The sequence below is a fragment of the Planobispora longispora genome (assembly GCF_016863135.1).
GTDB lineage: Bacteria > Actinomycetota > Actinomycetes > Streptosporangiales > Streptosporangiaceae > Planobispora > Planobispora longispora.
This window is the reverse complement of sequence record NZ_BOOH01000069.1, coordinates 37572-51527: the sequence shown is the minus strand read 5'-3', so window position 1 is coordinate 51527 and position 13956 is coordinate 37572. Positions and strand designations below refer to the sequence as shown.

Below are 13956 nucleotides of genomic sequence, written 5' to 3'. Positions count from 1 at the left end.
ACCGCCTATGCCCGAGACACCGCCCCCGGAGAACACCGGGAACACCGAAGAACCGGACGGCCCGCCGCGGCCGTCCACGGTCGCCGACGGGTTCCGGCTGGCGGTCGGGACGCTGAGCGTCTTCCCGGTCCGGCCGGGGGTGGTGGACCGCCGGGCGGGGGGCCGGGCGATGGTGCTCGCCCCGCTGGTGGGGGCGGTGCTCGGCGGGGTCGCGGCGGCCGTGCTGACGGCGGCGCTGTGGCTGGAGGTCTCCCCCCTGCTCTCCTCGGTGCTGGCCGTGGGCACGCTGGCGCTGCTCACCCGGGCGCTGCACCTGGACGGGCTGGCCGACCTGGCCGACGGGCTGGGCAGCGGACGGCCCGCGGAGCGGGCGCTGGACATCATGAAGCGCTCCGACATCGGCCCCTTCGGCGTCGTGACGCTGCTCCTCACCCTGCTGGCCCAGGTGGCGGCGCTCACGGAGGCGGCGTCGGCGGGGTACGGACCGCCCGCACTGGCGGCGGCCTGCGTCGCGGGGCGGCTGGCGCTCACCTGGGCCTGCCGTGAGGGCGTGCCCACGGCCCGGCCCGGCGGGCTCGGCGCGACGGTCGCCGGGACGGTACGGCGCGGCCCCGCCCTGGCCGTCACCGCGCTCTCCCTCGCGGGCGTGGCCGCCGTGACATTCGTGTTCTGCCTCTTCGCCCCCGGCCTGTTCTCCTCTTCCGCCGGCGCCTTCGAGCACCTCTCCACGGCCTCCTCCCCGGCGGAACCCGGCGTCTTCTACGAAGGCTCCTACGCGCCGCTCCTGGGGGTGGAGATGAGCGAGACCTACGGGGGGATGTTGGAGGCACCCCCCACCTTCACCGAAGGCGTACTTCGCCTGCCGCCGGGCCCGTTCATCTCCTTCCCCGCCCTTCCCGCGGTGGTGGCGGCGTGCCTGCTCGCGATGGTGGCGGGGCTAGTGGCGGCGTCGGCGCTGCGGCGCAGGGCGGTGCGGCGGCTGGGCGGGATCACCGGGGACGTGCTCGGCGCGCTCGTGGAGACCGCCGCGGCCGCCACCCTGGTGGTGTGCGTGATCTTGGTGTGACCCGCCGCTCAGGGCCGACACGAACTGCGCCGTGGCCAGGACCGCCGGGTCGGCCAGGACGCCGAACGCCGGGGTGGACATCATCGCCACGCTGATCGCGGCGGGGCGGTCCGGCGGGCCCGCGGCGGCGGATCATGAGCCGCTGGTCTCGGCGATGTAGGCGTTCAGCAGGGCGGCGCCGCGCTCGGCGTCGTCGGCGGAGACGGCGAACTCCCCTCCCCCCGCGCGGCGGATGACCAGGTGGTCGCCTCCGCGCAGCATGAGGGTGATCCGCCCGCTGCCGGGCATGGTGCGGACGCCCCAGCCGCCGACCTCCGTGGGACTGCGCAGCTCCGCCCAGGCCGACTCGATCGCGCCGGCGGGGGTGCGGCGGGCGGGCCGGCCCCACGGGCCGAACCCGACGCGCAGGCCCTCCGCGTCGACCCTGGTCTGGACCGTGGAGGTGGCGATCCCCAGCAGGCCGATGGGGACGGAGACGGCCAGGGCGATCCAGGCGGCGGTGGCCTCCAGCACGCCCAGCGCCGCGAGCGCGGTGACGATCACCGCCGTCAGCAGGGACGCGCTGGTCAGAGCGATCAGCCAGGGGTTGGAGACCCGGCTCACCCAGACCGCGCGCTGCCCGGGCCGGAGCCGCATGATCGGCTTGTCGGCCGGCGGCCGGACCGGGGCGCGGTCCGGCTCTCCTCTGCCGAGGTAGCCCGCGAGCGCTCCCGCCGCGGCGCTCACGGCGATCACGGCGGCGACGTGCCATCCGGGCAGCAGCGCCTCGCGCCAGGTGGCGGCGTCGAGGTTGGCGTTGAGGGTGACGCCCTCCATGCCGAGTGCGAACCCCGCCCCGCCGAACAGGAAACCCCACCAGTGCACGCGGGGCAGCCGTCCGCGCAGGACCGCGCCGTGCAGGGCGAGACCGAGCAGGGTGGCCCAGATGACGGCCCAGAGGGCCACGGCGACGACGAGGTTGCCGGTGAAGGACATGTTGCCGTCGGGAACGGATCCGCCGCTCCAGTGGGTGGCCATCGGGTCGGGGAGGCGGTCGCGGAGGGCGAGCGGAACGGCGGCCAGGGTCGCGGTGACGAGCACGCCCCAGACTGCCGCGACGGCGACCGCGCGTCCTCGGGAGACGGAGCTGGGCGGGCTCTGGACGGGGGTGGGCGAGGTCATGAGATCTCCCTGATGATGTGGATCACTTCTTCCGGGCCGTAGCCGTACCGGTCGGCCTCGGCGAGCAGCTCGCGCGCCGCCTCCACCAGCACCGCGTGGGCGTCCGGGCGGCTGAGCACGCTGACGCCGCGCCCGCGCCGGAACTCCAGCAGCCCCTCGTCCCGCAGTTCGCGCAGCGCGCGCAGCACCGTGTTGGCGTTGATGCCGAGCGCGCCCGCCAGGTCTCTGGCGGGCGGCAGGCGATCCCCGGGCGCGTAGGAGCCGTCGGCGATGGCGCGGCGGATCGCCCCGGCGACCTGTTCGTGCAGCGGGCGGGGATCGTTCAGATCCAGAGTGAGCAACATAGTGCTATCGACAGTAGCACCATGCAGGTAATAGAGCTAGTCGAAATAGCACCATTCTGCGATTACCGATAGGTAGGATGAACCCCCGTTTACGCGAACGCCCCAAGCAGGACTAGCATCTGCGTATGTGACCACTGTGCGGCTGAATCCAACTGACAACGTCGTCTCGTTTGACACCGACGCGCTGGTCGTCGGAGTCCACTCCGGACCGGACGGCCTGCGCGCCGCTCCCGGCGCGGAGGGGCTCGACCAGGCGCTCGGCGGCAAGCTGGCCGCGACTTTGAACGCGATGGGAGTCAAGGGCAAGGCGGGTGAGACCGCCAAGGTTCCGACCTTCGGCGCACTCGCCGCCCCCCTCCTGCTCGTCGTCGGCCTCGGTGACGCCCCCGAGGGCGACTACGACGCCGAGCCCCTCCGTCGCGCCGCAGGCGTCGCGACCCGCGCCCTGGCCGGGACCGCCCGCGTCGCGCTCGCCCTGCCCTCCGCCTCCGCGGAGCAGGCCGGCGCCCTCGCGCTGGGCGGCCTGCTCGGCGCCTACTCCTTCACCGCCTACCGGACCGGCGAGCAGCCCGCCCCGGTGGCCGAGCTGGCCGTGCTGAGCGACGCCGAGGGCGCCGAGGCCGCCGTCGAGCGCGCCTCCACGGTCGCCGCGTCCGTCTCCCTGGTCCGCGACCTGGTCAACACCCCGCCGTCGGGCCTGTGGCCGGCCCGGTTCGCCGAGATCGCCGAGCAGACCGCCGGCGAGGTGGGACTGTCGGTCGAGGTCCTCGACGAGACGGCCCTCAAGGAGGGCGGCTACGGCGGCATCGTCGCCGTCGGCCAGGGCTCGGCCAACCCGCCGCGCCTGGTCCGCCTGGCCTACAGCCACCCGGAGGCCGCCAAGACGGTCGCGTTCGTCGGCAAGGGCATCACCTTCGACTCCGGCGGTCTGTCCATCAAGCCGACCTCCGGAATGGACTGGATGAAGTCGGACATGGGCGGCGCGGGCGCCGTCTTCGGCGCGCTCGTCGCGGTCGCCAGGCTGGGGCTGAAGGTCAACGCGATCGGCTACCTGTGCCTGGCCGAGAACATGCCGAGCGGCACCGCCCAGCGCCCGTCCGACGTGTTCACCAGCTTCGCCGGCAAGACCGTCGAGGTGCTCGACACCGACGCCGAGGGCCGCCTGGTCCTGATCGACGGCATCGCCCGCGCCGGCCAGGACGACCCCGACCTGATCGTGGACGTCGCCACGCTCACCGGCGCGCAGATCGTCGCGCTCGGCTGGCGTACGGCGGGCGTCATGGCCAACGACGACGCGCTCCGCGAGGAGGTCGTCGCGGTGGCGGGCGAGCAGGGCGAGGCCGCCTGGGGCATGCCGCTTCCCGAGGAGCTCCGCAAGGGTCTCGACTCCCCCGTCGCCGACATCGCCAACCTGCACCCCGAGCGTTTCGGCGGCATGCTCACCGCGGGCCTGTTCCTGAAGGAGTTCGTGCCGGACGGGGTCAAGTGGGCGCACATCGACACGGCCGGGCCCGCCTTCAACAAGGGTGAGCCGCACGGCTACACGCCGAAGGGCGGGACGGGCGCGATCACCCGCACGCTCATCGGCATCGCGGAGCGCTACTCGAGCTGAGAAGCAGGCATCGGCTCGCGCAGAGACACAGCGGGCTGAGAAGTCGGCATCAGCTCGCGCAGAGACACAGCGGGCTGAGAAGTCGGCATCAGCTCGCACCGAGACACAACGGGCTGAGAACCCTGTTCCCGGCCCGTTTCCCGGCCCCTCGCCCGCGGGCGCGGGGCCGGGCGCGAAGCCCGCGTTCCGCCCCTTCCGGGCGGGGCACAAGCGACGTAGACACAAGTGAAAAGATGCGGATGCCGGGGCCGGGCCGACGGCAGGCCCCCGGCGGCGTACCAATCCGACAAGGAGCATTCCTGTGGCTGATGGCAGCGGCCCCTACGACATCGTCGTCCTGGGAGGCGGGAGCGGTGGCTACGCCTGCGCCCTGCGGGCGGCAGAGCTGGGCAAGACGGTCGCGCTGATCGAGAAGGACAAGATCGGCGGCACGTGCCTGCACCGGGGATGCATCCCCACCAAGACCCTTCTGCACTCGGCGGAGGTCGCCGACGAGACGCGCGAGAGCGCGGCGTTCGGCGTCAAGGCCCGCTTCGAGGGCATCGACATGGAAGGCGTGCACGCCTTCAAGGACAAGATCGTCACTCGCGCCTGGAAGGGCGTCCAGGGCCTGCTCAAGAGCAAGGGCATCACGATCGTCGAGGGTGAGGGCCGCCTGGTCGGGCCGACCCGCGTCGCGGTCGGCAACGACGTCTACGAGGGCCGCAACATCGTGCTGGCGACGGGCTCCGCGCCCAGGTCGCTGCCCGGCCTGGAGATCGACGGCGAGCGGATCATCAGCAGCGAGCACGCGCTCAAGCTCGACCGCGTCCCCTCCTCCGTGGTCGTCCTCGGCGGCGGCGTCATCGGCGTGGAGTTCGCCAGCGTCTGGCGGTCCTTCGGCGCCGAGGTGACGATCGTCGAGGCCCTGCCGCACCTGCTCCCGCTGGAGGAGGAGTCCAGCTCCAAGCTGCTGGAGCGGGCCTTCCGCCGCCGCGGCATCAAGCAGGAGCTGGGCGTGTTCTTCGAGGGCGTCAAGACCACCGACACCGGTGTGGTCGTCACGCTCGCCAACGGCAAGACCCTCGACGCCGAGCTGCTGCTCGTCGCCGTCGGCCGCGGCGCCGTCTCGGCCGGGATGGGCTTCGAGGAGGCCGGCATCGCCGTCGAGCGCGGCACCGTCGTCGTCAACGAGCACTGCCAGACCAGCGTGCCGGGCGTCTACGCGGTCGGCGACCTGATCCCGACCCTGCAGCTGGCCCACGCGGGCTTCGCCGAGGGCATCATGGTCGCCGAGCACATCGCCGGCCTCAACCCGCCCGCGATCGACTACGACGGCATCCCGCGGATCACCTACTCCGACCCCGAGGTCGCCTCGGTCGGCATCACCTCCGCCCAGGCGCGCGAGCGCGGTTACGAGACCGTCGAGATGACCTACGACCTCGCGGGCAACCCCAAGAGCCAGATCCTCCAGACCCAGGGCGCGGTCAAGGTCATCGCCCAGAAGGACGGCCCGGTGCTCGGCGTGCACATGGTGGGCCGCCGCATCGGCGAGCTCGTCACCGAGGGCCAGCTGATCTACAACTGGGAGGCCCTGCCCTCCGAGGTCGCCCAGCTCATCCACGCCCACCCGACTCAGTCCGAGGCCCTCGGCGAGGCGATGCTCGCCCTGGCCGGCAAGCCGCTGCACGTCCACAACTAGTCGAAGCCCTCACTCGGAAACGCGAGAGAAGACACCATGCCGAAGTCCGTACAGATGCCCCAGCTCGGCGAGAGCGTCACCGAGGGCACCGTCACCCGCTGGCTGAAGAAGGAGGGCGAGCGCGTCGAGGCCGACGAGCCGCTCCTCGAGGTCTCCACCGACAAGGTGGACACCGAGATCCCGTCCCCGGCCGCGGGCGTCCTCACGAAGATCATCGTTGCCGAGGACGAGACCGTCGAGGTCGGCACCGAGCTCGCCCTCATCGACGAGAACGGTGTCGAGGGCGCCGCCGCCCCGGCTCAGGAGGCTCCCGCCCCGGCTCCGCAGGCCGCTCCGGCTCCCGCCCCGGAGCCCGCGCCCGCCCCGGCCGCGCCGATCTCCTCGATCCCGCAGCCCGCCCCGCAGGCCCCGCCGGCTCCGGCTCCCGCCCCGGCCCCGGCTCCCGCCCCGGCCCCGGTGGCCCAGACGCCGCCCGCCCCGCCGGCTCCGGCCCCGGCTCCGCAGGCCGCCCCGGCGCAGCCCGCCGCCCCGGCCCCGGCGCCGTCCTCCGGTGAGAGCCCGTACGTCACGCCGCTGGTCCGCAAGCTCGCCGCCGAGCACAACGTGGACCTCGAGAGCCTGAACGGCACCGGCGTCGGCGGCCGCATCCGCAAGCAGGACGTGCTGGAGGCCGCCCGCTCCCAGCGCGAGCGCGCCGCCGCCCCGGCCCCGGCCCCGCAGGCCGCCCCGGCCCAGCCCGCCGCCCCGGCCCCGCAGGCCGCCGCGGCCCCCGAGCCGGTCCAGGTGGACACGACCCTGCGCGGCCGTACCGAGAAGATGTCCCGCCTGCGTCAGACCATCGCCAAGCGCATGGTCGAGTCGCTGCAGGTCTCGGCCCAGCTCACCAGCGTGGTCGAGGTCGACGTCACCCGCATCGCGCGCCTGCGCGACCAGGCCAAGGCCGAGTTCCAGCGGCGTGAGGGCGTCAAGCTCTCGTTCATGCCGTTCTTCGCGCTGGCCACCGTCGAGGCGCTCAAGCAGCACCCGAAGCTGAACGCCACGATCAACAGCGAGACCAACGAGGTGACCTACTTCGACGCCGAGCACCTCGGCTTCGCGACGGACACCGAGCGCGGCCTGCTCGTCCCGGTCATCAAGAACGCCGGCGACCTCAACATCGCCGGTCTGGCCCGTAAGATCGCCGACCTGGCCGAGCGCACCCGGGCCAACAAGGTGAGCCCGGACGAGATCACCGGCGGCACGTTCACGCTGACCAACACCGGCAGCCGCGGCGCGCTGTTCGACACGCCGATCCTCAACCAGCCGCAGGTCGGCATGCTGGGCACCGGCGCGGTCGTCAAGCGCCCGGTCGTCGTGGACACCCCCGAGGGCGAGGTCATCGCCGTGCGCTCGATGGTGTACCTCGCGCTCAGCTACGACCACCGCCTGGTCGACGGCGCCGACGCCGCCCGCTTCCTGGTGACGATCAAGCGTCGCCTGGAGGAGGGCCGCTTCGAGAACCAGCTGGGCCTCAACGCCTAGTCCTCCGTTCTCCCCGGCCGGGCCGGTCCGCCTCGCGCGGGCCGGCCCGGCCCCTTTCCCGGCCCGATCCCTTTTCGGCTCGATCCCTTTTCCGGCCCGGCTCCCCGCCCGGTCGGCTCCGGGGGTTCCGGAGGCGGCCGCCCCACCCGGCCGGTCCCGCCGGCAACCGATGCGACGCCCTCTCCGAAGACTCCGGGGGAGGTCGATTACATTGGGCGATATGTCGATCATCATGACCGGGTCCTCGGGCCTGCTCGGCACGGCCCTGACCAAGGCGCTGCGGGCGGACGGCGCCCGGGTGGTCCGGCTGGTGCGGCGGGCGCCGCAGGGCGCCGACGAGTCGTTCTGGAATCCGGCGGAGGGACTCGTCGACCCCGCCGCGCTGGAGGGCGCGGAGGCCGTGGTGCACCTCGCCGGGGCGGGCATCGGCGACCGCCGCTGGGACGGCCCCCGCAAGCGCGAGCTGCTGAGCAGCCGCGTGGAGGGCACGCGGACCCTCGCCACCGCGCTGGCGGGACTGTCGGCCAAGCCTCCGGTGCTGCTCTCCGCGTCGGCGATCGGCTACTACGGGGACACCGGCGACCGGGCGGTGGACGAGTCCGGTCCCTCCGGCGAGGGTTTCCTGGCCGGGCTGGTGCGCGCGTGGGAGGCCGAGACGGAGCACGCCGCGCGGGCGGGCATCCGGACGGCCCTGCTCCGCACCGGGCTGGTGCTCAGCCGTGACGGCGGCATGCTGCCCCGGATATCGCCGATCTTCAAACTCGGCCTGGGGGCGCCGCTGGGCTCCGGGAGGCAGTACTGGTCGTGGATCTCCATGGACGACTGGGTGCACGCCGTACGACACATCCTGAAGAATCAGGAAATAGAGGGCCCAGTGAACCTCACCGCACCGGAACCGGTCACCAACGCCGAGTTCACCGCGGCCCTGGGACGGGCGCTGCGCCGGCCCACGATGCCGCTACCCGTCCCCGGATTCGCGCTGCGCGCCGCGCTCGGCGAGTTCGCACAGGAAGGGGTGCTGATCGGACAGCGGGTGACACCGCGCAGACTCCTGGATACGGGCTACTCGTTCCGGCATATCCACCTCAACGAGGCACTGGCCGCCGTACTCTAGGGTCCCTGTTCCCACGGAGAGTCATCGGGAGATCACGCATGAGCAGGTCAGGCCAGTCCCACATCCTCGCGATCGGCGGCGGCTCGTTCCGCCCGTCCGCCCGTCACGGATTCATCGAGGCGAGCCCGCTGCTGCGCTACGGCCTCGACCTGACCGGCCAGGACCGGCCCCGGCTCGGCCTGCTCGCCACCGCCACCGGGGACGACGCGGACTGGCTGCTGAAGATGTACGGGGCGTTCCGCGACTGGGACGTCGAGGTGAGCCACCTGACCGTGTTCCCGATGCCCAACGTCGCCGACCCGCGCGAGTGGGTCCTGAGCCAGGACATGATCTACGTCAGCGGCGGCAGCGTGGCCAACCTCGCGGCGCTGTGGCGCCTGCACGGCCTGGACGAGGTGTTCGAGGAGGCATGGCAGGCGGGCGTGGTCCTGTCCGGGCAGAGCGCGGGCGCCCTCTGCTGGCACGTGGGCGGCAACACCGACTCCTTCGGCCCGCGGCTGCAGCCCTGGGCGGAGGGGCTGGCCCTGCTGCCCTACTCGTGCGGCGTGCACTACAACTCCGAACCGCAGCGCCGCGAGCTGCTGCACGCGTCGGTGGCCTCCGGGGAGCTGCCCGACGGCTACGCCGCCGACGAGGGCGTCGGCCTGCACTACGTGGGCACCGAGTTCATCCAGGCCGTCAGCGTGAGCCCGAGCGGTTACGCCTACAAGGTCGAGCACGACGGGGCGGACGGGGTCAAGGAGTTCCGCATCGAGCCCCGGCTGCTCACCGCGTGACATCCCGCCCGGCCCCGCGGGGTGAGTTGCCGGGATCATCCGCTCCGCCCCATCTCGGCTCCCCCGGGCGTGACCCCGGTACGGTCAACTACCCTTGAGCCGTGAGCGAGCTGGCGATCGTCCGACTTGGCGTGGATGTCCCCTACGAGCAGGCATGGGACCTCCAGCGGCTGATCCACACCCGGCGGGTGGCGGGCGAGATGCCCGACGCCTGCCTGATGCTCGAACACGCTCCCGTCTACACCGCGGGCAAGCGGACGGCCCCGCACGAGCGGCCCGGCGACGGCACCCCGGTCATCGACGTCGACCGGGGCGGCAGGATCACCTGGCACGGCCCCGGCCAGCTCGTCGGCTACCCGATCGTCCGCCTGGGCGGGCAGCTGGACGTGGTCGCCTATGTGCGCCTGCTGGAGGAGGTCCTCATCCAGCTCTGCTCCGACTTCGGGGTGCGCGCCGGCCGGATCGCGGGGCTCGCCGGCGTCTGGGCGCCCGGCGACCCCTCCCACGGCCTGCCCGACCGGCAGATCGGCGCGATCGGGATCCGGGTCGTGCGGGGTGTGACGATGCACGGTTACGCGCTCAACTGCGCCAACGACCCCAGCTGGTACAACCGGATCACCCCCTGCGGGATCGAGGGCGCCGGGGTCACCTCGCTGTCGGCGGAGACCGGCCGCCGGATCGTGGTCGACGACGTCATGCCGTACGCCGAGAAACGGCTGGCGGAAGCACTCGGCGCGCAGCCCTTCGACCTGCCGGAAGAGGACCTTTTCCGGCGGTGACTCAAGGGCCGCGCCGCACCCGGCGGAGACGTAGGATAACCGGGTGACCCCCTGGTCGGCCCAGGTTCCGCAGAGCGTAGGGTAATACCGTGAGCGAGCGCAGCGAGCGAAGCAATCAGCACAGCACTCTGGTCGCGCGACCGGTGAAGGAGGAGGCATGACCGTGTCCCCGGACGGCCGCAAGCTCCTGCGCCTGGAGGTCCGCAACGCCGAGACCCCCATCGAGAAGAAGCCCGAGTGGATCAAGACCCGGTTCCGGACCGGCCCCAACCACACCGAGCTGCGGGCGCTGGTCAAGCGCGAGGGGCTGCACACCGTCTGCCAGGAAGCCGGATGCCCCAACATCTCCGAGTGCTGGGAGGACCGCGAGGCGACCTTCCTCATCGGCGGTGACCAGTGCACCCGGCGCTGCGACTTCTGCCAGATCGACACCGGCAAGCCCAAGGAGTACGACACAGACGAGCCGCGCCGCGTGGCCGAGTCGGTCCGCCAGATGGGCCTCAACTACGCCACCGTGACCGGCGTCGCCCGCGACGACCTGCCCGACGGCGGCGCCTGGCTGTACGCCGAGACCGCCCGGCAGATCCACGCGCTGCTCCCGGGCTGCGGGGTCGAGCTGCTGGTCCCCGACTTCAACGGCGACCAGGCCCAGCTGGAGGAGGTCTTCTCCGCCCGGCCCGAGGTGTTCGCGCACAACGTCGAGACCGTGCCGCGGATCTTCAAGCGGATCCGCCCCGCCTTCCGCTACGAGCGCTCCCTGGAAGTGATCACCAAGGCTCGCCGGGCGGGGATGGTGACCAAGTCCAACCTGATCCTGGGCATGGGCGAGGAGCCCGAGGAGGTCGTCGCGGCCATGCGCGACCTGCACGAGGCCGGGTGCGACCTGCTGACCGTCACGCAGTACCTCCGGCCCACCCCCCGGCACCACCCGGTGGAGCGCTGGGTGAAGCCGGAGGAGTTCGTGCAGTTCCAGAAGGAGGCGGAGGCCATCGGATTCGCCGGGGTCATGTCCGGCCCGCTGGTCCGCTCCTCCTACCGGGCCGGCCGCCTCTACAAGCAGGCCATCGAGGCCCGTCAGCACGCCTGACCGCCCCGCCGGGTCCCGCTTCGGCGAGGCGCCGACCCCAGGCCCCGCCACCGCGGGACCTTCACACTCCCCCGCTCCAGGCCCCGCGCCACCCGCGGCGGCCTTCACGCTCCTCAGACTCAGGCCCCGCGCCGCGTGCGCGGGGCCTTTCGCGTTTCCGGCATACCGCGCCCGCTCTCGAATTCTCATCTGAATATAACGATATGATTACTAGACCTACTGACCACTCGGTTTCTTGGGTGAGACTGACGGGGTGGACATCGAAGAACTGATCAAGAAGCTCGACCTGAGCACCAAGGTGCGCCTGCTGACCGGCGCCGACATGTGGGCCCTGCCCGCCGTACCGGAGATCGGGCTCGAACGGCTGGTGATGAGCGACGGGCCGATCGGTGTCCGGGGCGAGCAGTGGACCTCGGCGGACCCCTCGATCGCCCTCCCCAGCCCCACTGCGCTCGCCGCGACCTGGGACGCGGAGCTGGTCCGCCGGGCCGGGCGGCTCCTCGCGCAGGAGGCTCGCCGCAAGGGCGTCCACGTGCTGCTGGCCCCGACCGTCAACCTGCACCGCAGCCCGCTCGGCGGCCGCCACTTCGAGTGCTTCTCCGAGGACCCGTACCTGACCGGCGAGATCGGCGCGGCCTACGTCGAGGGCGTGCAGGAGGGCGGCGTGGGCACCACGCCCAAGCACTTCGTGGCCAACGACTTCGAGACCGACCGGTTCACGGTGAACGTGAAGGTCTCGGACAAGGCCCTCCGCGAGGTCTACCTGGCGCCGTTCGAGCGGGTGGTCCAGGCCGGGGCGTGGGGCGTCATGGCCGCCTACAACTCGGTCAACGGAACCACGATGACCGAGCACCGCCCCCTCCAGCGCGACCTGCTGAAGGGCGAGTGGGGCTTCGACGGCTTCGTCGTCTCCGACTGGACCGCCGCCCGGTCCACCGAGGCGACCGCCGAGGGCGGCCTCGACGTCGCCATGCCCGGCCCGTCCGGCCCTTGGGGAACGAAGCTGGAGGCCGCCGTCCGCGAGGGCCGCGTCTCCGAGGAGATCGTCGACGACCAGGTCCGCCGGGTCCTCCGTCTGGCTCAGCGCGTCGGCGCCCTGAAGCCGCTCGACGCCTCTCCCGCCGCCGACTCCGCCGATTTCTCCGGTGACTCCGCCGCCGACCTCACCGCCGGCTCCGGCGCCTCCCCCGGTTCCGGTACGGCGGACGCCTCCGGCCCCGGCCGTACGGAGATCGACGGGGTGGCCCTCGCCCGGGAGATCGCCGCCCGGTCCTTCACCCTGCTCCGCAACGAGGGCGGCCTGCTGCCGTTCGAAGGCGTCCGGAGCCTGGCCCTCATCGGCTCCGCCGCCGCCGAGGCGAGGATCATGGGCGGCGGCAGCGCCCAGGTGTTCCCCGACCGGATCGTCTCCCCGCTGGAGGGCCTGAGCGCCCGCGACGGCGTCGAGATCCGCTACGCGCTCGGCACCGACCCCCGGGTACGGCTCGCGCCGCTGACCGGCCGGGTCCGCGCCCTGTTCCTGGACGCCGAGGGCGAGATCCTGGCCGAGCACCCGCTGGCCACCACCGAGGCGCGCTGGGTCGGCAGCCTGCCCGCCGACGTGGACGCCGGGCGCCTGGCCGCCGTGGAGCTCCGCACCCGCTACACCCCGGGCGCGGGCGGCGTCCACGAGTTCTCGGTCGCGGGCGTCGGCGCGTTCACCATGACGATCGACGGCGCGACGGTCTTCGACGAGGTCGTCACCCCCGAGGGCGACGACCCCGCCGCGGCGTTCCTGTCCCCGCCGGAGCGGCGGATCACGACCGCCCTGACCGAGGGCGCGCCGGTGGAGCTGAGCGTGCGCCACCCCGCCGGGGCGTTCGGCGGCATGGCGTTCGTGGCGTTCACCCTGGGCCACGCCGACCCCTCCCCCGGGGAGGACGCGCTCATCGCCGAGGCCGTCGAGGCCGCGGCGGACGCCGACGTGGCGGTCGTGATCGCCTCGACCACCCTGGAGGTGGAGAGCGAGGGCTTCGACCGGACGAGCCTGGCCCTGCCCGGCCGCCAGGACGAGCTCATCGCCCGGGTCGCCGAGGCGAACCCCCGCACGATCGTGGTCGTCAACGCCGGGTCCCCGGTGGAGATGCCGTGGCTGGAGCGGGTCCCCGCGGTCCTGCTGACCTGGTTCCCCGGTCAGGAGGCCGGCGGCGCCCTGGCCGACGTGCTGTTCGGCGACGCCGAGCCGGGCGGGCGCCTGCCCACCACGTGGCCGGTCCGCGAGGCCGACGTGCCCGTCCTGGACGTGACCCCGGCGGACGGGGAGGTCTCCTACGACGAGGGCGTCTTCATCGGCTACCGCGCCTGGGAGCGCGCGGAGCGCACCCCGGCCTTCTGGTTCGGCCACGGCCTGGGGTACACGTCCTGGTCCTACGACACGATCGCGGTGACGGGCCGGACGGTGACGGTGGCGGTGACCAACACCGGCGAGCGGCCGGGACGCGAGATCGTGCAGTTCTACCTCTCGCCCGCGGAACGGGACGCCGGACGGCCCGCCCGCCGTCTGGCCGGGTTCGACGTCGTCGACGCCGACCCCGGCCAGACGGTGATCACGACGGTCACCCTGCCCGAGCGCGCCTTCCAGGTCTGGACGGACCGCGGATGGGAGACCGTCGCGGGTGACTACGTCGTCGAGGCGGGCCGCAGCGTCGCCGACCGCCGCCTCGGCGTCACCGTGTCCGTCTGACCCGGCGCGCCCCGGCGACCCGTCCGACCCGTCTGACCCGTCTGACCCGGCGAGCCTCCGGGAGTTCACCCGGCCCGGCGTGCTTCCGAGCAT

The 13956-nt window shown here is 73.0% G+C and carries 12 protein-coding genes; 10 read left to right on the top strand and 2 right to left on the bottom strand.

Annotated features, from left to right (window positions below; genetic code table 11):
- Positions 1 to 7 precede the first annotated feature (7 nt).
- Entirely contained in the window at positions 8 to 1066 is a 1059-nt protein-coding gene (locus tag Plo01_RS37580; RefSeq protein WP_203895562.1) for an adenosylcobinamide-GDP ribazoletransferase, read from the top strand.
- Positions 1067 to 1097: 31 nt separating this feature from the next.
- A complete protein-coding gene (locus Plo01_RS41185) occupies positions 1098 to 1226 on the top strand; it encodes a hypothetical protein (RefSeq protein ID WP_275415456.1) in 129 nt (42 codons plus the stop codon).
- Here Plo01_RS41185 and Plo01_RS37575 read toward each other — a convergent pair.
- Complete coding sequence (locus tag Plo01_RS37575; protein ID WP_203895561.1) at positions 1199 to 2227, bottom strand: hypothetical protein; 1029 nt, start codon at positions 2225 to 2227, stop codon at positions 1199 to 1201. The genes Plo01_RS41185 and Plo01_RS37575 overlap by 28 nt on opposite strands.
- Entirely contained in the window at positions 2224 to 2571 is a 348-nt protein-coding gene (locus tag Plo01_RS37570) for a GntR family transcriptional regulator (protein ID WP_203895560.1), read from the bottom strand. The genes Plo01_RS37575 and Plo01_RS37570 overlap by 4 nt, the downstream gene beginning before the upstream one ends.
- A gap of 127 nt (positions 2572 to 2698) precedes the next feature.
- On the opposite strand from Plo01_RS37570, the gene Plo01_RS37565 reads away from it, so the two are divergent.
- The 8 genes from Plo01_RS37565 to Plo01_RS37530 all read left to right on the top strand — a co-directional run bounded on the left by Plo01_RS37565 (position 2699) and on the right by Plo01_RS37530 (position 13863).
- Positions 2699 to 4183 carry a leucyl aminopeptidase gene (locus Plo01_RS37565; protein ID WP_239317837.1) on the top strand — a complete coding sequence of 495 codons (1485 nt, stop codon included), beginning with the start codon at positions 2699 to 2701 and terminating at the stop codon, positions 4181 to 4183.
- 301 nt (positions 4184 to 4484) lie between these two features.
- Positions 4485 to 5864 (top strand): dihydrolipoyl dehydrogenase, encoded by a 1380-nt coding sequence (gene lpdA / locus Plo01_RS37560; protein WP_203895559.1) that lies wholly within the window; start codon positions 4485 to 4487, stop codon positions 5862 to 5864.
- Positions 5865 to 5900: 36 nt separating this feature from the next.
- The gene (gene sucB / locus Plo01_RS37555) at positions 5901 to 7385 is read left to right on the top strand and encodes a 2-oxoglutarate dehydrogenase, E2 component, dihydrolipoamide succinyltransferase (protein WP_203895558.1); all 1485 of its coding nucleotides are present in this window, start codon (positions 5901 to 5903) and stop codon (positions 7383 to 7385) included.
- Between the two features lie 220 nt (positions 7386 to 7605).
- Entirely contained in the window at positions 7606 to 8499 is an 894-nt protein-coding gene (locus Plo01_RS37550) for a TIGR01777 family oxidoreductase (protein ID WP_203895557.1), read from the top strand.
- A 38-nt stretch (positions 8500 to 8537) separates the two neighbouring features.
- Positions 8538 to 9275, top strand: coding sequence for a Type 1 glutamine amidotransferase-like domain-containing protein (locus tag Plo01_RS37545; protein ID WP_203895556.1), 738 nt, complete (start codon positions 8538 to 8540; stop codon positions 9273 to 9275).
- A gap of 101 nt (positions 9276 to 9376) precedes the next feature.
- Complete coding sequence (gene lipB / locus Plo01_RS37540; RefSeq protein ID WP_203895555.1) at positions 9377 to 10054, top strand: lipoyl(octanoyl) transferase LipB; 678 nt, start codon at positions 9377 to 9379, stop codon at positions 10052 to 10054.
- 157 nt (positions 10055 to 10211) lie between these two features.
- Positions 10212 to 11141: a lipoyl synthase gene (gene lipA, locus Plo01_RS37535; RefSeq protein WP_203895554.1), complete on the top strand. Its 930-nt coding sequence runs from the start codon at positions 10212 to 10214 to the stop codon at positions 11139 to 11141.
- 253 nt (positions 11142 to 11394) lie between these two features.
- Positions 11395 to 13863: a beta-glucosidase family protein gene (locus Plo01_RS37530; protein WP_203895553.1), complete on the top strand. Its 2469-nt coding sequence runs from the start codon at positions 11395 to 11397 to the stop codon at positions 13861 to 13863.
- The last annotated feature ends 93 nt before the right edge of the window (positions 13864 to 13956 follow it).